General features: G+C 23.9%; 24 protein-coding genes and 1 pseudogene. 6 read left to right on the top strand and 19 right to left on the bottom strand.

The window, feature by feature from the left end:
• Position 1: 1 nt before the first annotated feature.
• From infB to AAHM95_RS08075, 4 genes are all read right to left on the bottom strand, one after another.
• Positions 2-1,831: a translation initiation factor IF-2 gene (infB, locus tag AAHM95_RS08090; RefSeq protein ID WP_342274605.1), complete on the bottom strand. Its 1,830-nt coding sequence runs from the start codon at positions 1,829-1,831 to the stop codon at positions 2-4.
• A gap of 27 nt (positions 1,832-1,858) precedes the next feature.
• Positions 1,859-2,149 (bottom strand): RNase P modulator RnpM, encoded by a 291-nt coding sequence (gene rnpM, locus AAHM95_RS08085; protein ID WP_338977889.1) that lies wholly within the window; start codon positions 2,147-2,149, stop codon positions 1,859-1,861.
• A gap of 18 nt (positions 2,150-2,167) precedes the next feature.
• Entirely contained in the window at positions 2,168-3,343 is a 1,176-nt protein-coding gene (gene nusA, locus AAHM95_RS08080) for a transcription termination factor NusA (protein WP_342274604.1), read from the bottom strand.
• A gap of 348 nt (positions 3,344-3,691) precedes the next feature.
• Positions 3,692-4,809, bottom strand: a protein-coding gene (locus tag AAHM95_RS08075) for an IS3 family transposase (protein ID WP_338975281.1) whose coding sequence is annotated in 2 segments (ribosomal slippage) — positions 3,692-4,539 and positions 4,539-4,809 — 1,119 coding nt in all. Because the reading frame shifts where the segments join, the coding sequence is not laid out codon by codon here.
• A gap of 309 nt (positions 4,810-5,118) precedes the next feature.
• On the opposite strand from AAHM95_RS08075, the gene AAHM95_RS08070 reads away from it, so the two are divergent.
• From AAHM95_RS08070 to AAHM95_RS08055, 4 genes are all read left to right on the top strand, one after another.
• Positions 5,119-5,790: a nuclease-related domain-containing protein gene (locus AAHM95_RS08070; RefSeq protein ID WP_342274603.1), complete on the top strand. Its 672-nt coding sequence runs from the start codon at positions 5,119-5,121 to the stop codon at positions 5,788-5,790.
• A 660-nt stretch (positions 5,791-6,450) separates the two neighbouring features.
• Positions 6,451-7,344, top strand: coding sequence for a hypothetical protein (locus AAHM95_RS08065; RefSeq protein ID WP_342274602.1), 894 nt, complete (start codon positions 6,451-6,453; stop codon positions 7,342-7,344).
• Between the two features lie 419 nt (positions 7,345-7,763).
• The gene (locus tag AAHM95_RS08060) at positions 7,764-8,042 is read left to right on the top strand and encodes a transposase (RefSeq protein ID WP_342274601.1); all 279 of its coding nucleotides are present in this window, start codon (positions 7,764-7,766) and stop codon (positions 8,040-8,042) included.
• A 41-nt stretch (positions 8,043-8,083) separates the two neighbouring features.
• Complete coding sequence (locus tag AAHM95_RS08055) at positions 8,084-8,356, top strand: IS3 family transposase (RefSeq protein WP_342274600.1); 273 nt, start codon at positions 8,084-8,086, stop codon at positions 8,354-8,356.
• A 30-nt stretch (positions 8,357-8,386) separates the two neighbouring features.
• On the opposite strand, the gene AAHM95_RS08050 is transcribed toward AAHM95_RS08055, so the two are convergent.
• Together AAHM95_RS08050 and AAHM95_RS08045 are read right to left on the bottom strand one after the other, a co-directional pair.
• Complete coding sequence (locus tag AAHM95_RS08050) at positions 8,387-9,625, bottom strand: IS256 family transposase (RefSeq protein ID WP_342274699.1); 1,239 nt, start codon at positions 9,623-9,625, stop codon at positions 8,387-8,389.
• A 94-nt stretch (positions 9,626-9,719) separates the two neighbouring features.
• Positions 9,720-10,784, bottom strand: a complete 1,065-nt coding sequence (locus tag AAHM95_RS08045) for a hypothetical protein (RefSeq protein WP_342274599.1) — start codon at positions 10,782-10,784, stop codon at positions 9,720-9,722.
• 285 nt (positions 10,785-11,069) lie between these two features.
• On the opposite strand from AAHM95_RS08045, the pseudogene AAHM95_RS08040 reads away from it, so the two are divergent.
• Together AAHM95_RS08040 and AAHM95_RS08035 are read left to right on the top strand one after the other, a co-directional pair.
• A pseudogene (locus tag AAHM95_RS08040) lies at positions 11,070-12,185 on the top strand (IS3 family transposase).
• 207 nt (positions 12,186-12,392) lie between these two features.
• Complete coding sequence (locus tag AAHM95_RS08035) at positions 12,393-13,631, top strand: IS256 family transposase (protein WP_342274698.1); 1,239 nt, start codon at positions 12,393-12,395, stop codon at positions 13,629-13,631.
• Here the strand turns inward: AAHM95_RS08035 and AAHM95_RS08030 are convergent.
• The 13 genes from AAHM95_RS08030 to AAHM95_RS07970 form a co-directional block, all read right to left on the bottom strand.
• Positions 13,628-14,581: a hypothetical protein gene (locus AAHM95_RS08030; RefSeq protein ID WP_342274598.1), complete on the bottom strand. Its 954-nt coding sequence runs from the start codon at positions 14,579-14,581 to the stop codon at positions 13,628-13,630. The genes AAHM95_RS08035 and AAHM95_RS08030 overlap by 4 nt on opposite strands.
• 18 nt (positions 14,582-14,599) lie before the next feature.
• Positions 14,600-14,974 carry a hypothetical protein gene (locus tag AAHM95_RS08025; protein WP_338961095.1) on the bottom strand — a complete coding sequence of 125 codons (375 nt, stop codon included), beginning with the start codon at positions 14,972-14,974 and terminating at the stop codon, positions 14,600-14,602.
• A 15-nt stretch (positions 14,975-14,989) separates the two neighbouring features.
• Entirely contained in the window at positions 14,990-15,178 is a 189-nt protein-coding gene (locus AAHM95_RS08020) for a hypothetical protein (protein ID WP_342274597.1), read from the bottom strand.
• A 33-nt stretch (positions 15,179-15,211) separates the two neighbouring features.
• Complete coding sequence (locus tag AAHM95_RS08015) at positions 15,212-15,370, bottom strand: hypothetical protein (protein WP_281749444.1); 159 nt, start codon at positions 15,368-15,370, stop codon at positions 15,212-15,214.
• 16 nt (positions 15,371-15,386) lie between these two features.
• The gene (locus tag AAHM95_RS08010) at positions 15,387-16,199 is read right to left on the bottom strand and encodes a hypothetical protein (RefSeq protein WP_342274596.1); all 813 of its coding nucleotides are present in this window, start codon (positions 16,197-16,199) and stop codon (positions 15,387-15,389) included.
• 105 nt (positions 16,200-16,304) lie between these two features.
• Positions 16,305-16,541 carry a hypothetical protein gene (locus tag AAHM95_RS08005; protein WP_338976087.1) on the bottom strand — a complete coding sequence of 79 codons (237 nt, stop codon included), beginning with the start codon at positions 16,539-16,541 and terminating at the stop codon, positions 16,305-16,307.
• Between the two features lie 94 nt (positions 16,542-16,635).
• A complete protein-coding gene (locus AAHM95_RS08000; protein WP_338976085.1) occupies positions 16,636-16,797 on the bottom strand; it encodes a hypothetical protein in 162 nt (53 codons plus the stop codon).
• A 101-nt stretch (positions 16,798-16,898) separates the two neighbouring features.
• Positions 16,899-17,252 carry a hypothetical protein gene (locus AAHM95_RS07995; protein WP_338960716.1) on the bottom strand — a complete coding sequence of 118 codons (354 nt, stop codon included), beginning with the start codon at positions 17,250-17,252 and terminating at the stop codon, positions 16,899-16,901.
• Positions 17,252-17,413 (bottom strand): hypothetical protein, encoded by a 162-nt coding sequence (locus tag AAHM95_RS07990; protein ID WP_338976082.1) that lies wholly within the window; start codon positions 17,411-17,413, stop codon positions 17,252-17,254. The genes AAHM95_RS07995 and AAHM95_RS07990 overlap by 1 nt, the downstream gene beginning before the upstream one ends.
• 3 nt (positions 17,414-17,416) lie before the next feature.
• Positions 17,417-17,710, bottom strand: a complete 294-nt coding sequence (locus AAHM95_RS07985) for a hypothetical protein (protein ID WP_338975222.1) — start codon at positions 17,708-17,710, stop codon at positions 17,417-17,419.
• A complete protein-coding gene (locus AAHM95_RS07980; protein ID WP_338975223.1) occupies positions 17,664-18,137 on the bottom strand; it encodes a hypothetical protein in 474 nt (157 codons plus the stop codon). The genes AAHM95_RS07985 and AAHM95_RS07980 overlap by 47 nt, the downstream gene beginning before the upstream one ends.
• Positions 18,138-18,145: 8 nt before the next feature.
• Positions 18,146-18,307 carry a hypothetical protein gene (locus AAHM95_RS07975; protein WP_338975224.1) on the bottom strand — a complete coding sequence of 54 codons (162 nt, stop codon included), beginning with the start codon at positions 18,305-18,307 and terminating at the stop codon, positions 18,146-18,148.
• 209 nt (positions 18,308-18,516) lie between these two features.
• Positions 18,517-19,029 (bottom strand): hypothetical protein, encoded by a 513-nt coding sequence (locus tag AAHM95_RS07970; protein ID WP_342273800.1) that lies wholly within the window; start codon positions 19,027-19,029, stop codon positions 18,517-18,519.
• Positions 19,030-19,318 lie beyond the last annotated feature (289 nt).

The following is a 19,318-nucleotide window of genomic DNA, read 5'->3' as shown; positions in this document are numbered from 1 at the left end:
CCTATTTTGTCTCCACTTCTTCTACTAAATATGATTCAATAATATCATTTTCTTTTAAGTCATTAAAATTTTTAATAGTAATACCGCATTGAGTTTCTTTTTTAGCAATTTTTAAATCATTTTTTTCATGTTTTAAACCACTGATTTCACCGTTATAAATAACAACATCATCACGAATGATATGAACTTTGCTATTACGTTGAATGAAACCATTAATGACAACACAACCAGCAATTGTTCCTACTTTTGAAAAATGAAAAGTTTTAATAACTCGTGCTTGACCAAGAATTTTATCTTCATAAGTTGGTTCTAATAAACCTTTAGCAGCCAATTCTAATTCTTCAGTTATTTTATAAATGATATTATGTAATCTAATTTCAACACCGGCATTGTTAGCAGCTTCACGAATAACATGATTGGGGCGAACATTGAAACCATAAATAATACTTCGTGAAGTTTGAGCAAGTTTAATATCTGATTCACTAATACCACCAATAGTTGCTCTAATAAACTTAACAGTAATATCATTAACATTAATTTTATTTACTGCTTGAACGATTGCTTGCACTGAACCTTGAGTATCTGCTCGTAAAATAACATTAATTTGTTTTAATTCACCTGTAGCAACATCTTGTGTTAAATTACCTAAACTAATTTGTCGATTATTTCTAATTTTATTTGTTTCTTCTGTTTGGCGTACTAGTGCTACTTTTCTTGCTAATTTATCATCATTAAAAACAATAAAAGATTCACCAGGAGTAGGGGCTGTTTCAAATCCTAAAACTTGAACAGGCATTGAAGGTCCGGCTTTAGTAATTATTTTACCAGTATCATTAATAAGGCGTTTAATTTTTCCTTTAACACTACCCGCAACTACAATATCAGTAACTTTTAGTGTTCCACCTTGTATTAATAAAGTACAAATTGAACCAACATTTTTATCATGATGAGATTCGATAACAGTTCCATTAGCAAATCGATTTGGATTAGCATTTAGTTCTTTTAATTCAGCAATTACTAATATTGCTTCTAATAATTCATCAATTCCTTGATTTTTTAAAGCACTACCATAAACAAAAATAGTATTGCCACCTCATTCTTCACTAGTTAAATCACAATTAGCTAGTTCATTCATAATGCGATCAGTATTAACATTTGGTTTATCCATTTTATTAACAAAAACAATAATTGAAACACCAGCTACTTTTGCATGGTCAATTGCTTCACGAGTTTGTGGCATCACACCATCATCACCAGCAACTACTAAAACAACAATATCAGTAATTTTAGAACCACGTGAACGCATTTCAGTAAATGCTTCGTGACCTGGGGTATCAATAAAAGTAATTAATTTATTATTAGTTTTAATTTGATAAGCACCAATATGTTGAGTAATACCACCGTGTTCTTGATTAGTAACTTTAGAATTACGGATAGTATCTAATAGTGTTGTTTTTCCATGATCAACGTGGCCCATAATTGTAACAACAGGTGGTCGAGTTACTAAATTTTTTTTATCATCTTCGAGATTAATATTTTCTAATAAGTTTTCATATGTTACCACTTTAGCTTTTTCAAAATCAATATTTCATTCCAAACAAAGTTCAAGCATTAATTCTTGAGTTAATATTTGATTTTGATTAAATAGTTTGCCTTGTTTCATGAAGTATTTAATAATGTCAGTTACTGGATGATGCAATGCTTTAGCAAATTCTGAAATAGTTAATGGTTCGTTATATAAAAATACTCCTTTTTCATTAATTTGAGATGTTTTTTGTTTTAGTTGTTGATTAATATTTTGTGTTTGTTGAGATATTCGTTTTTTTGCCATTTGCATCCCGCCTTTCGCTTGGGAAAATTAATCTCAATTTTTTTTAATTTCATTAATTAATTGTTCATAAAATTCATTTGGAATTTTTGTTTTTAATGCTCGTTCTAATGCCTGCTTTTTAATAAGCAAAGGTATTAATTCAAGTTTAGGTTGGATGTAGGCACCTCGACCATTTTGTTTGCCAGTTTTATCAATGAATAATTGTCCTTCTTTATTAATAACAATTCTAATTAATTCACGTTTAGGTAAAATAGTATTTGTAACTATACATTTACGCATTGGTATTTTTTTACGTTGAATTAAAGGTATTTTATTCATAACGACCTACTTTATTGTTTATTGATTTTTATTTTTTCATTGTGTTTTTTTTAATAATTCAGATATAAACTTTTCATATTCACTTTCTTTAATATTACCATTTCAAGTAAATTTAATATTATTTTCTTTTGCTTGTTCTAATGAAGTAATATTAATATTTCAGTGAGTTACACCGGCAACTAATTTAGCAGCCATACCATTTTTACCAATAGCTAATGATAATTGTTCAGTAGGAACAATAATATTTGCTTGTTTTTCTTCTTCATTAATATCAATTGAAATAACTTTAGCTGGTGTTAAAGCGTTAATTATATATTCTTTTATATTAGGATTTCAGGCAATAATGTCAATTTTTTCGCCACTTAATTCTTGCGTAATTAGTTTTGTTCTTTCGCATTTTGGGCCAATACATGCACCAATCCCATCAATGCTTGGATCATGACTAACAATTGCAACCTTAGCTCTAATTCCAGGAATACGAGCAATATCTTTAACTTCGATTACACCTTGTGCGATTTCAGGAACTTCTAATTCTAGTAAACAACGTAAAAAATTAACGTGAGTTCTTGATGCTAAAATTTGACCATAGTTTTTATTTTTAATAATATCTTCAACATAAAATTTGATATAAGTATTATTAGCGATTGGTTTATTTTTTGGTAAGATCTCACTAGGGATTTGATTTTGTTTTGGTAAGAAAGCATAGGCTCTACCAATTTTAATTAACATATAAGTTTCTTCAACGCTTTCAATAGTACCAATTAATATGTGATCTTTTTTATCAATAAATTCATCATAAATTGATGTTTTTTCTGCTTCACGAATTGATTGTTTAACTACTTGAATGGCTTTAAAAATTGATAAACGAGAGAATTGATCACTAGGAATTATTTGCGTATATGTATCACCAATTGTTAAGCCGGGATTCTTTGTTTTAATAGTTGAAAGTGCAATTTCTAATTCAGGATCTTCAACTTTTGGAACAACAATTAAATCCTTTAAAATTTTAATAGTACCTTTATTTTGATCAATTTCAATTCTGATATTTGTACTATCATCACGATGACTTTGATATTCATATGCTTTTTTTAGTCCTTCTTTTAAAGCTTCAATGATATCTTCTTTTGCTATTTGTTTTTCTTCAGCAATTTCATTTATGGCATTTAAAATGATTTGACTAATTTCTTTGTCCACTTTTTCTCCTCCTTGTTTTTTATAAACATTGTTGTTTATTATTTAATAGTATTTGAAATAGATTTATTTCAAAATGAAAATATACTTAAATAAAAAAATATATTACACTAGAAATAATAAAGACAGCTGGTAGCTGTCTTGCTATAATTCTAATTCATTGTTCATTATACAATATTATTAATTTGAAAACAATAGAAATTTATTAAAGGATAGAGTTTTATTATCGTAGATTATATTATAGAAATATCTTTCATTATATTAATGGTAATTTTCAAGTTTTAAATTGATTAAATATAATTATTTATATAGTCGTAATTGTTTTTGTTGGAATGGCAACCCTTTTTAGGACTATTTTTTGGTAGACATTTGTTTTTGATAACTAATTGGAGTTAGGTAGTTTAGAGTACTGTGAATTCTTATGTTGTTATATCAATTGATGTAATCAAATAATTCTAATTTTAATTGGATTAATGATGTAAAATTTTTATCATTAATAAATTCAATTTTGAAAGTTTTAAAAGTTGCTTCAGCAACAGCATTGTCATAAGGACATCCTTTTTTGCTTAAAGATCGAGTTATGTTGAAAGCTAATAAAAGTTTATCAATAGTTTTATTATTGAATTCATTACCGCGATCAGTATGAAATATTTCAATATCTTTTAAACAGTGATTTGATTGCATAAATGCTTGATATACTAATGATGCATCTTTTTTAACTCCAACACTATGTCCAATAATTTCGCGGTTAAATAGGTCGATTAATAGGCAAATATAGTTTCATTTACCATTAACTTGAACATAAGTTAAATCACTAACAATAACTTCATTTTTAATTCTATTATTAAAGTTTCTATTAACAAGATTGGTTATTTGACTATCATTGACTTTATTATGATAATTTTTGAATGATAATTTAGTGTATTTTGATATTAAATTATGCTTATTCATAATTTCTTTAATTTTTCTGCGTGATAAATAAATTTCTTGGTTTGCTAGTATGACTTTTAATCTTCTAGTACCATAAACTTCTTTATTTTCTTTAAAAGCACTAATAACAGCTTGTTCATAAATATTATTTTGAATTTTATTTTTTTTCTTTAAATTAAAATAATATGTTGATTTAGAGAGTTTTAAAAAATGACACATTGTGCGAATTTTATATTTAGATTTATTATTTGCAATAATCTCTACTTTCTGCCTATTATTAGTGCTGCTTGCTTTAAAATATCAATTTCCATTCGTAACTGTTTTAATTCTTTATTTGCTTGAATTAATTGTTTTTCTAAATCTGAAAGATTATCTTTAGTTTTAAAACTACCTGAATTAGTAAATTGCTTAATTCAATTGTAAGTAGCTGCTCTTGTAACATTGTATTCTTTAACAAGGCAAGATACTGATTTGCCACTTTGATATAAAGCTACTATTTGTTTTTTAAATTCATCTGAATATGAGTTAATAGTGACCATAATTATAATTCCTTTCTTTTAACTAATTTGTTCACTTGTCTATGTAATTAGTGTCCAATAAAGTGTAACCCATCCATGTTCTATTATCATTGAAAGATATAACATTCATTTTAAAGTTTCTATTTTTTTAAAATCAAGGGGAACTAAATCGATTTTCAATACTAATTTGTTCTTATATTGATATTAATTTCCTATATATTCTGCTTATCAAAGATTAGACATTTTTTTAAAATATTTTCAAACATTAGTAAAAATGTTAAGATTTATTTATTAAATTTTATTAAATAATAAAAATTTGGAGTAAATATTATGAGTAAAAATAAGAAAAAGAATGAAAATATTAGTATTGTAGTTTTTATTTCATTAATAATTATTATCACTATTATATTTTTGATTAAGTCATTATTTAAAGGTTTAGAAAAATGAATTGTTAATAATGTTTGAATAACTATAATTATTATATTTTCTATAATTATTGTTTCAATTTTAACTACTATTATATTGGCAAATAAATATTTAAAATATAAAAAAAATTATTTTAATTTAGAAAAAAGTAAAGAAATAGAATATTCTTATCAAATAATAGAATTAGAAAATCGAATTAAAAATTATGAAAAAATTTATCCAAATTTAAAAAATTTTGAACATCCTTATCAATATAATGATAATTTAAATAATACGTTAGGTATTAAAGGTGAATTAATTGTTAAAGAAAAAATAATAAGTATGTTTAATGAAGAAGATTTACAATTATTTAACAATTTATATTTACCATCTATTGAAGGAAAAATTAATCAAATTGATCATTTATTAATTTTAAATAGTTGTATTTTTATAATTGAGACTAAAAATTGATCTTTAAAAACTTATGGAGATTATTTTAAAAAAATTGAATCCAATATCATGGTGAAAGACAAGAATTTATTCCATCACCTCTTTATCAAAATAGAAGTCATGTTAGAACTATTCTGTATCTTTTAAAAAAAGAAAACATTAATTTAAAACAATTTAAATTTTTTAGTCTTGTAGTATTTGTTCAAAATAATTTACAAATTACTGAAAATAGTAACTTAAAAATAAATGAGAAAGCATTAAATTTATTTGAATTATCTGAATATATTAAAAATAAAATTGAAGAAAATTCAGGAAAATGTACTTCTTCTTCTAATATTCAAAGAAATATAATGAATCAAATTATTTTAAATAATAATAATCCAGAAAACATTCAAATTCATAAAGAACAATTAGACTATTAAAAACACAGTTATAAGCGAACAAAATTTAATAAATTAATTTTTCTAATAATCTTCTGTCCTTGAAATTTTAATTAAAAAAATGTATTTTTATTTTCTGTTCTTAATTTTTAAATATAAAAAAACCTGAAAAATTTTCAGGTCTTTTTACATTATATTACTCAATAATCTTGGAAGTACTGTAGAGTATATATAAAAAATAATAAGAATGTTCAGTTAATGAACAATTTAATCCTAACATTTTTGAAATTATTTTTTTAAAAAAAGCAAAATAACACTTAATAATGAAAAATATTATAAAAAGAACACCAAATAAAAAAGAATGTATAATTATGAACAGAAAATAGTTTATATTTTTCAGAAAAATTATCTAAGGGGGAAAAACAATATGAGAAACATGAAAACATTACTACGACTAATGGGTGCTGCTGCTTTAACAACAGTTGCAGCAAGTTCAGTTGTTGCATGTGGAACTCAAACAAAAGCGCCAACATTAGATGGCAAATATGCAGCATTACTAGAATGATATAGTGATGAAAATACAAGTACAATTAATCAAGAACTAAAAAAGGATGATACTGCTGGTAAAGAAAGTTATTCAATTTCTGTTCCTGCTGCTGATAGTACAAAAATTACAACAACTAAATTTAACGAAAAATTATTAAAAGCAGGTGACGGTGCTGATGTTGGCAAATTTAAAGCAAAAGATGCTGATGCTGCAGCGTTTTTAAAAGATTTAGGATTTACATCTGGTAGCACTACTGCTTTTTATAAAGCTGAAGAAGTTACATCTATTACTGCTTTATCTGCAAAAGTTGAAAGTACTGAAGCAGGTAAAATTGAAGCTGTTGGTACAACTGATTTTAAAGTTGCAGCTGGTACTTGTCAAATTAATATTATGGATAAGGCAACTGAAGATGATGCCAAATCTGTAAAAAAATATACTATTAGTACTCTTAAGAAAGATACATTAGGTGTTCCTGCTCAAGTAGATACGCTTGTACAATTAGCAAAATTGGATTTAACTAAAGCTAATGGATTTGAACAAGGCAAAGATGTACTTAAGTCTTTACCTTGAAAAACTGATAATTCTAAAGAAAAAAATCTATATAATTCTTTAGTTAACTTATTTAGCAAAGATAAAGTATCATTAGTTTGAACTTCTGATGATCAAGGTCAAACAGTGATACCTAAGTATACAGCTCAAAAAGTATACTTAACCGTAAAATTTGGAGAAGTAAAAGTTACAAATACTCTAGATTTTGGAACTCCACAAGCTTAAATATATTTTAAAAGATTGCAATTGCAATCTTTTTTAATTTATATTCTTTTTTTATCATTTAAAAAATATTATTAATAATTAAAAGGACGGTTGTCAAAGTTACGAAATAATTTATTATCATATTAGTAACTTATTTCCAAAAATGAATTATTTGAAAAATAATGAAAATTAGACAAAATTACTCTCTTTTCTTAAAACATTAAATTTATATTTTATATTCGACGTATTTAAAAAAAAATAAAATATACATTTTGTAAGTTAAATTAAAATTATCAACAAGGAGAAAGACAAGAAATAATCTTGTCTTTTTTTGTAATTGTAAAATTTTAAAATTTTTAATAACTGGATGGGTTACACTTTATTGGACACTAATTACATAGACAAGTGAACAAATTAGTTAAAAGAAAGGAATTATAATTATGGTCACTATTAACTCATATTCAGATGAATTTAAAAAACAAATAGTAGCTTTATATCAAAGTGGCAAATCAGTATCTTGCCTTGTTAAAGAATACAATGTTACAAGAGTAGCTACTTACAATTGAATTAAGCAATTTACTAATTCAGGTAGTTTTAAAACTAAAGATAATCTTTCAGATTTAGAAAAACAATTAATTCAAGCAAATAAAGAATTAAAACAGTTACGAATGGAAATTGATATTTTAAAGCAAGCAGCACTAATAATAGGCAGAAAGTAGAGATTATTGCAAATAATAAATCTAAATATAAAATTCGCACAATGTGTCATTTTTTAAAACTCTCTAAATCAACATATTATTTTAATTTAAAGAAAAAAAATAAAATTCAAAATAATATTTATGAACAAGCTGTTATTAGTGCTTTTAAAGAAAATAAAGAAGTTTATGGTACTAGAAGATTAAAAGTCATACTAGCAAACCAAGAAATTTATTTATCACGCAGAAAAATTAAAGAAATTATGAATAAGCATAATTTAATATCAAAATACACTAAATTATCATTCAAAAATTATCATAATAAAGAGGCTTTTTAATAATCTGTGTATCTTTGTTTTACAAAGTTACTAATTTAGATTAATTCTGTCTTCAAATTTTATCATAAAATGAGCAATTGCTGTATTTCAATTTTGAATAGGCAATGTTCATTTTTTTGTTATATTTTCAATTGCCAAGTAAAATATTTTGAAAACTGCCATATCATTAGGAAAAACTTTTTTATTTCTGATGATTTTTCGTAATTGACTATTAACAGATTCAATAGCATTTGTAGTATAAATCACTCTTTTGATTTCTACTGGATAACTAATAAAAACCATTAAATTATCTCAATTTTTATATCAAGATTTAGTAATTTGAGGATATTGTTTATTTCATTTACTTTCAAACGATTCTAAAGCTTGCATTGCTTGTTCTTCACTACATGCACTATAAATTGGTTTTAAATCTGCAACTAGACCTTTTCGATGTTTGTATGAAACATATTTTAAACTATTTCTAATTTGATGAACAATGCATAATTGATGTTCTGTTTTAGGATAAACTGATTGTATTGCTTCTGACATGCCTGTTAAATTATCACTACAAGCAATAAGAATATCATTTAAGCCACGATTTTTCATTTCTGTGAAATTAGATAATCAAAACTTAGAACCTTCATTTTCACTAATTCATAATCCTAAAACATCTTTTTTGCCTTCTAAATCAACTCCTAATGCTATATAAACTGATTTGTTAATAATCCGTTTATCTTGTCGTACTTTAACTACTATACAATCAAAATAAACAATAGGATAAATACTTTCTAATGGTCGATTTTGTCATGCTTTAACATCATCAATAACATCATCAGTAATTTGACTAATAACACTTTCACTAATATCAGCACCATGATATAACTCTTGCAACTGCATTCTAATGTCAGATAATGTCATTCCTTTTGCATACAAGGAAAGAACTTGTTGATCAAAACCATCAAATCTTCTTTGCCTTTTAGGAACTATTACAGGAGTAAAATTACTATTGCGATCTCTTGGTACATCAATTTCAATTTTACCTTGTTGAGTTATTAATTTTTTTGAACTTGTACCATTACGAGCATTTTCAGTAGTACTATGTTGATTTTTTTCATATCCTAAATAATTTTGTATTTCAGAATTCAACATTTTTTCAACTAATCTTTTTGTTAATTCTTTATATAAACCGCCAGGTTTAAAAACTGTTGTTAAATCTTCAGTATTTTCTAGTAATAAATCTACTGCTTTTGATATTGGATCATTATTATTAAAGTTATCTTTTTTAGCCATCTGTAACTCACTCTTTCTAGTCATTTAATTATATTTACTAGAATTAATTAAACATAGTTATTTTTGTAAGTTACACAGATTACTAAACATTTCCTTAATTAATTTTTTCAAATACTTGTTTTTCTAACTTTTCAAATTTTTCTTGTAATTTATATATACTTTCTCGTATTTTTTCAAAATATGGTGTATCTTTTCAAAATTTATTTAAACCTTTTTTTAAATAAAATCTAATATCAAAATATTTAAAAGTTTGATTTGCTTTTAAAACAAGTTGATGAATAACATTATTTTTAAAATTAAATTTAATAGCATTAGCACAAATTTTTTGTAAATCTAAAATTAAAGTTTTTCCATATCTATTTTCTGTATGTATTGTATGAACTAAATTTAATCAATCATGTTGATTCATTTTTAATACTTCTTTTAAATCAGTATTAAATTTTTTTAAAAAGTTATTTGCTTTTTCAATATCTTTAATTTTAAATTTAGGAGTTAATTGTGGACTTAATTTTATTAATGTATTTTGTAATAATAAGTGTTCCATTAATTTTTCTGTTTCTAGTTTTTGAAAATTATTCTTATATTGTCTTTCAGCAACATATCCTAAATCTCGTAATACTGTTTCACGATTAGGAGTAAAACTATACTTCATTAAATAACGTTTATTACCAATAATTTTATCTGTTAAAATTTCTTTTCCACTTACTTGACTAATAATTTCTTGTAAGTTTTTTGCTTCTTTAATACCAACTTGTTCTAATGTTTTAGTTTTTTGTGCTAACTTAATAAATTTAGTTGTACGATAACCACGACTAATTTTATTAAGTCCAGCAAATGCTGGTAATATATTAAAAAAAGTATTTAATGGTGTTACATTTCCTTTTAAATAATCATAAACTTGATTAATAGTAAAATCAGTTAAAAATTCTACACCAACAGCACTAATACTAGCAATTAAATCACTTGCACCTAATCCAAGTGCTAAATCTTCACTTAAACCACCAGTAAAAGGAGCAAGTGCTACTGCTATAACTTGTACACCAATCATTTCTAAAATTTCTCATCATAAACTTTTATGTTCTTGTTGTTGACTAATTCTAGTATGTTTGGGTTTATTTATTTTTAAGAGTGTGGCTGTATTTGCTGTACCAATAGGCATAATTAATGTCCTTATTATTTAAGAGTTATTTTTATAGGATTTGTTGAACCTTGATAATTTGCATCATTAATATCTGCAGTAATAATTACATATAAATCTCCTGCTTTTTGATTTTGATTACTTACATCAGTTTTGCCTTGTGCATCACTAAAATATTTAATAGTTGGATTTGTTAAATTAGGATTTAATGATTTAAGTTCATTAGTACTTGGATGGGTTACACTTTATTGGACACTAATTGCATAGACAAGTGAACAAATTAGTTAAAAGAAAGGAATTATAATTATGGTCAATATTAACTCATATTCAGATGAATTTAAAAACAAATAGTAGCTTTATATCAAAGTGGCAAATCAGTATCTTGCCTTGTTAAAGAATACAATGTTACAAGAGCAGCTACTTACAATTGAATTAAGCAATTTACTAATTCAGGTAGTTTTAAAACTAAAGATAATCTTTCAGACTTAGAAAAACAATTAATTCAAGCAAATAAAGAATTAAAACAGTTACGAATGGAAATTGATATTTTAAAGCAAGCAGCACTAATAATAGGCAGAAAGTAGAGATTATTGCAAATAATAAATCTAAATATAAAATTCGCACAATGTGTCATTTTTTAAAACTCTCTAAATCAACATATTATTTTAATTTAAAGAAAAAAAATAAAATTCAAAATAATATTTATGAACAAGCTGTTATTAGTGCTTTTAAAGAAAATAAAGAAGTTTATGGTACTAGAAGATTAAAAGTCATACTAGCAAACCAAGAAATTTATTTATCACGCAGAAAAATTAAAGAAATTATGAATAAGCATAATTTAATATCAAAATACACTAAATTATCATTCAAAAATTATCATAATAAAGTCAATGATAGTCAAATAACCAATCTTGTTAATAGAAACTTTAATAATAGAATTAAAAATGAAGTTATTGTTAGTGATTTAACTTATGTTCAAGTTAATGGTAAATGAAACTATATTTGCCTATTAATCGACCTATTTAACCGCGAAATTATTGGACATAGTGTTGGAGTTAAAAAAGATGCATCATTAGTATATCAAGCATTTATGCAATCAAATCACTGTTTAAAAGATATTGAAATATTTCATACTGATCGCGGTAATGAATTCAATAATAAAACTATTGATAAACTTTTATTAGCTTTCAACATAACTCGATCTTTAAGCAAAAAAGGATGTCCTTATGACAATGCTGTTGCTGAAGCAACCTTTAAAACTTTCAAAATTGAATTTATTAATGATAAAATTTTACATCATTAATCCAATTAAAATTAGAATTATTTGATTACATCAATTGATATAACAACATAAGAATTCACAGTACTCTAAACTACCTAACTCCAATTAGTTATCAAAAACAAATGTCTACCAAAAAATAGTCCTAAAAAGGGTTGCCATTCCAACTTTTTATTTGTGTATTTAATTCACTATTATTGTTATTAACATTTGCAGTAATATCAGTTGTTAAACTTGTAATTTTAGTTTTTAAATCGGAAATGTTTAGTAATCTGTGTAACTTACAAAAATAACTATGTTTAATTAATTCTAGTAAATATAATTAAATGACTAGAAAGAGTGAGTTACAGATGGCTAAAAAAGATAACTTTAATAATAATGATCCAATATCAAAAGCAGTAGATTTATTACTAGAAAATACTGAAGATTTAACAACAGTTTTTAAACCTGGCGGTTTATATAAAGAATTAACAAAAAGATTAGTTGAAAAAATGTTGAATTCTGAAATACAAAATTATTTAGGATATGAAAAAAATCAACATAGTACTACTGAAAATGCTCGTAATGGTACAAGTTCAAAAAAATTAATAACTCAACAAGGTAAAATTGAAATTGATGTACCAAGAGATCGCAATAGTAATTTTACTCCTGTAATAGTTCCTAAAAGGCAAAGAAGATTTGATGGTTTTGATCAACAAGTTCTTTCCTTGTATGCAAAAGGAATGACATTATCTGACATTAGAATGCAGTTGCAAGAGTTATATCATGGTGCTGATATTAGTGAAAGTGTTATTAGTCAAATTACTGATGATGTTATTGATGATGTTAAAGCATGACAAAATCGACCATTAGAAAGTATTTATCCTATTGTTTATTTTGATTGTATAGTAGTTAAAGTACGACAAGATAAACGGATTATTAACAAATCAGTTTATATAGCATTAGGAGTTGATTTAGAAGGCAAAAAAGATGTTTTAGGATTATGAATTAGTGAAAATGAAGGTTCTAAGTTTTGATTATCTAATTTCACAGAAATGAAAAATCGAGGCTTAAATGATATTCTTATTGCTTGTAGTGATAATTTAACAGGCATGTCAGAAGCAATACAATCAGTTTATCCTAAAACAGAACATCAATTATGCATTGTTCATCAAATTAGAAATAGTTTAAAATATGTTTCATACAAACATCGAAAAGGTCTATTTGCAGATTTAAAACCAATTTATAGTGCATGTAGTGAAGAACAAGCAATGCAAGCTTTAGAATCGTTTGAAAGTAAATGAAATAAACAATATCCTCAAATTACTAAATCTTGATATAAAAATTGAGATAATTTAATGGTTTTTATTAGTTATCCAGTAGAAATCAAAAGAGTGATTTATACTACAAATGCTATTGAATCTGTTAATAGTCAATTACGAAAAATCATCAGAAATAAAAAAGTTTTTCCTAATGATATGGCAGTTTTCAAAATATTTTACTTGGCAATTGAAAATATAACAAAAAAATGAACATTGCCTATTCAAAATTGAAATACAGCAATTGCTCATTTTATGATAAAATTTGAAGACAGAATTAATCTAAATTAGTAACTTTGTAAAACAAAGATACACAGATTATTAAAAAGCCTCTTTAAATCATTTTTATCATTATTAACAATTGCACATAACATTCAGCGTGAAGTTGTTTCTTCATCTGTTATATAGGGTATTGATTCACCAGTTACTTCTCCACCAACTAAATATCTTCTTCCAACTTTACCATCAGCAATATCTTGAACATATACAACTGTATTTTGTAACATATATCTTTTCATTGCTCTTGGTGTTGCTAAAACAAAAGACATAATTTTAGTTTCATTATTATCAGTAAATGTCATATAATCATCCATTACAATTTGACATAGTACACCTTTGATGTATAAATCATTTCCATTTAATCTTAATTGTTGAGCAATTTGATTATCAGTAATTAGACCTTTATTATTGGCTAAATAAACAATAGTATCATAAAGATTATTAGTAATAAAAAAACGACAATTATTACTATTTCTTAGTTGAAATAAAGTATTTCAAGCATCTAACATTGATTTTAAATATCCTAATGGTGTTTTATCAGTAATGTCTATTTTAGTTGCATATTTTGCAATTACATTTGTATCATTATTTGCTAAATAATCTGCTAAGTCATTAGCAACTTCATATTGCATTGTATTTAATAAATTTTGTCCATTTTCAGCATTTAAATCAACATTAGCAATTATTTCACCCGCAACCGCTTCTTCTTTAATTTCTTTTAAAATTTTAACAGTTTCAGCATAACTAACATCTAATCCTTTGCTTTTATCATTTCATTTTAATACTTTAATTTCTGAATTTTTTGGTTTTTTAACTATAAATTCAATTTTTGTTGAATTAACCATTTCGATAGGAAAAAAACTTGCTCATGGTGAATTTGATTGTTTATAAAATTCTATAAACTCTGGTGCTTCTACTAATTTTTCGGTATTATCTAAATTTTTATTGAATTGTATTGCCATTTTTTGATTTCCTTTCTGTTATAAATTATTATTTTTTTTATAATCCAATAATGTACTTTTTATTGAATTTTGTTGATTTGTTATTATTGTTTGTTGTTTACCACCTGTATTAATTATTTCTTTAAATACTGGTTGTTCTTTAATAATTTTTTTAATAGTTTCTTCAATTTTTGAATTTTCTAAATTATTAGTTTTAAATTTTAAAAAATCATAAAATTCAGTTTTAACTTGATATTTTTTAAATATATTAATTATTTCTTTTTCTTTAATTTCTTGATTAAGTTTATTTAACTTATTTTCTGCTTCATTAACTTTATTTTCTATTTCTTGTTGAGCATTATTTTCAGTTAAAGGTTCAGTTGTTTGTTGAACATTATCTTCATTTTCTAACATTTACATCACCCTTTATTATTTATTTTCTTTATTAATTTTTTCGTTTAATTTTGCTAATTTTTTTTGATGTTTTATAATTTTGTTATTTGCTCTAACATGTTTTGGAGTTGTGATAAATCTTTTTAATAAAACAATAATTTCTCTGCAAATTAATGTTCCAACATTTGTTCCAATAATTATTAATTCATGTAAAAATTCTTTCATCTGAATATTTTCCTTTCAATTGTTTATTTTTAATTATTCATCAAATTGACCACCATTAATTCTTTCAATCATTGATTGTGAATTACTTATAATTTCTACTAATACAGATATTTCTTTATTGAATTCTTCTATTCTTTCTTTATATGTTTTTATTTCCTGATTATAATATTCAATTATTTTTTCTTTATTCATAAATTATTCACCTCCTTTATAAACTCATGTGATTATAATCTCAATTTAATGAAGCATTATCATTATTTAATGGTACTTCGCTCATATTATCACTACCATATTGACTAGTTGTTTCACTATTAATAGTAAATCTATTATCATTAATTAATCTTGTAGTTTCATCATTAAATGATGTTTCTTGCATTTCTTGATTATGATGTGTTGTTTCCATAGGTAGTAAATTATTGATTATTTCACTTGCACCAGCAATAATAGTAGGTACTGCATAAGCATTATTAAAATCATTATTAATTCCCATTGCAACACCACTTGATATTAAACATCCACCAGTAGCCATATTACAAATCTTTCTTATCGCTTCAAATTTATTAGGTATTAACTCAGTTAATCCACTAATAAGATTTGAAATACCATAAGCATTTAATGAAATATAAGTATCTCAATCCATTAATGACTGATGTTCTTGTTTATTTAATAATAATCATGGAGGACCCTCAGTTGTAGTTGTAGTAGTTATTGGCATTGGTGTTGTTGGAATAATAGGATTAATATTATTTTCTGTTCATTTACTATAATTTGCTAAACCAATTGTTCCTAAACCTAATAAGATTTTTTTAGAACTATTAATTAATTTAGTTTTAGTATTTGGTCTTTGATTTAAATTTCATATATCTAAACCTAATTTTTTACCAAATAATAAACTATTAATTGAACCTAATACTGGATTACTTATTACTTGACCATAATAAGCACTTGTACCAATCATTGCACTTAAAGGACTTATTGAAGAGCGTATTATTTTTGTTAATGTATAATTATTTGTTTCCATTTCTATTCTCCTTTATTTGCTTTTAACATTTCTCTTACAATATCTAATAAAGTATTTACTTGATAATCATATAATTCAAATTCATGAATTCTAATTTTAATTTTTTTAATTTTCTAATTTTTTAATGGTTACTTTAATTCAACCTTGATAAACATCATTATCACCAACTATTAATGCAACATTACTTTCTGGGTCAGAAACAATTATGTGTTTTGATTTAACATTTGGGTATTGTCTTAAAATAATTGCTCTAATATCATTACTGGTATGAATTGATTTTGGAAATGGTGACAATATTTCAATTTCATCTTTATTTTCAAACAAAGTAGGTAATATTATCATTAATGTTCATCTCCTTGATTACAATATTTTTCACAACAGTTATCACAATATCCTTTATCACATTTTATTGCTTCATCTTCATAACAAAAACACATTAGTCAAATTCTCCTTGTTCAATTTTAATTAATAGATTTTTTAAACATATTTTTTCTCATATATAAAATTCTATTTGTTTAAAATATTTAACATTAGATATTTCATTTGTAAGTCATGTTATTCGTTCTTCTAAATCTTTAATTAATTTTTCTTTATTCATAATTTAACCTTTCTTTCCTAACTCTTTTATTTTGTTTTTGTTTACATAAGTTATTACATTTATGAGCAAAAACTCTACCATAACCACATTTATTATTCTTTTTAATTTTTATTATCATTATAAAATTCATTACTTTCTAAATATTCTAATATATTTGCATAAGTATCTGCTTTTGATTGAAATCATTTGTCTTCAACTTGATTAAAATTATTATAAAATTCAGATAAAAAAGATACTAATTTTTCTTTATTAATACAATTTTTATGTCTTGATTTATTAATTTCATCAACTTTAATTCTATGTTCTTTACAATATGCTCTACAATATTCATCAAATTGCTCTTCTGTCATATTTTCACATTGTCTTTGTCTTTGTTCATTTTTAATTTCATCATAATGTGGTTCATGAATAAATTTTTCAAATGTTATTGTTTCAGTTCATGTACATCTATTCATTATTTATTCTCCTTATTTTCAATTTGATTAGCAATTTCACTTAATATTTTTAATACTTTATATTCATTTTTTAATTCTTTACTAATAAATATTAAAAATATTATTAGTGTTATGCTTGTTATTAATATTGGTACTATTAATAAAATTTTTCATAATATCATTTTTTACTCTTTTCATTTTTTAAATCATTTAACATTTATTGAACAAAATGCACGATTTTTAGGAATATTTAAAGTGTTAAAAATTTGACCAGTTACAATAATTTCATCGTTTTTGTTTAATAAAATACAGCGTCTATAAAATTTTGGGTTGTTAAAAATTAAAGTAACATAGTTTAATCCATTTCATTGACCTCGAACACTATAATATAATTCTTTATTACCTTTTTCGTAATATTTTGTTTCAATAGTGTTACTCAGTTTTACTGTTAATTTGACATAATTGGCTTTCTCTTTCATTTTTATAATTCCTTAAATAATATTTAATATGCTTATATGCATCTTGTTCATGTTTTGTTAATTTTATATTTCCTTTATAATTTTCTATTTTGTTTTTATTTTTTGGTTCACTTTCTAAATAATCTCAATTCATAACATCTTCTGCTAATACTATTAAAGCACCAATAATTTTAGGAGTTGCTAATGGATTTGTTAATAATTGTTTTGAATTTAAAAAGAAATTTTCTACAATAACTAATATTTTTTTATTATCAAAATGTTTTTTAATTAATAAAAAGTATTCTTTAAATAGATTTTTGCTTTTTAAAACTGTTTTAGTTTTAAATGTTTCATTAAAAACAATATTATTAGTTTCATTTGAGTATATAATAATTCCATTACTACCAATACCAGCAGGGTCAATTCCAATAATTAAGTCATATTGCATTAATCAAATTAACCTCTAACAATTGTTTTAATAATTTCTAAATCACAATTACTTCAGCAATATTTACATTCTTCGATAAACTCTTTATGTCCACAAACTAAATTATTTTTTTGTAAACTATCAATTTGTTTGATTAATCCTACTTTATATTCAATAATCTTTTTTTCCATTATGTAAATCATCCCTTTTCAATTATTTTTGCTGTTTGTTTAAGGTATTTAGGTATTTTGTTATAACAACTGTCACATATTAAATAAGGTATTGGTCAATTTTTATATTTAATAGTTTTAGTAGAATTATTAATACATTCTTTTCAAACTTTATCCATACAAACTCTTAATTCACATTTTTTATTTTTATTATTCATAGTTTTTTTTCTTTATAAATAAAATATCTTTTCATTATGAGTTGAAATATGTTTATAAGAAGTGACTATATAATTAATTGACAAATCATTATGGTTATATGGATTATTTAGTTTAAAACCTTTTCTGTTTTCTTCTCATGTAACATTATATTTAAAACAAGGATTAGTAATCTTTGTTTTACTATCAGTTATTTCACCAATAAATCAACTATTATGCTGTTCATAAAATGTTAATGGTTCAAGTTTTATATCATTAAGATAATATTCTTTGGGTGTTTCTTGTTTATTAACAGTTATTTTCTGTTCAGAAATATATGGTTCTAATAATTTTGTTAATTCATCACCATTTAATTCTCTTTTAATATTTTCAGAATTAAAAACCCAATATGTGTAATTATTATCAACAATAAAAGAATTATTTTTAATCATTCATTTTGGAAGTGATAATTTATATTCAACATAATCAATAAGAATAGATTGTGGTTTATCTTTAACAATTTGTTCTTTTTTAAATTCTATTTGCATAATAATCCTTTCCTAATATGTCCTGTTGCTTCTAGCATAAAGGACATATATTTTGATTTTTAAATTATTAATAATACTATTATTAGTTTTATTCATTCCAGAAATTCTGGGCTCAAAAATAAATTGTGAAATTTTAAAAAACATTGAGGCATTCGATTCAATATTTATTTAATTTGTGTTAAACAAATTAATATTTTAATTGAACCGGCACCGCTCAATTTTTTTTACAAGTTTGAAATTTATTTTCTCGCCCAAAAAAATTTTTCAAAAAAAATAAAAAATAAAACCA

Source organism: Spiroplasma endosymbiont of Phycita roborella (assembly GCF_964031195.1).
Classification (GTDB): Bacteria; Bacillota_I; Bacilli_A; order Mycoplasmatales; family VBWQ01; genus Spiroplasma_E; species Spiroplasma_E ixodetis_A.
The sequence above is the reverse complement of the archived record's forward strand: the minus strand, read 5'-3'. Positions and strand labels throughout refer to the sequence as shown.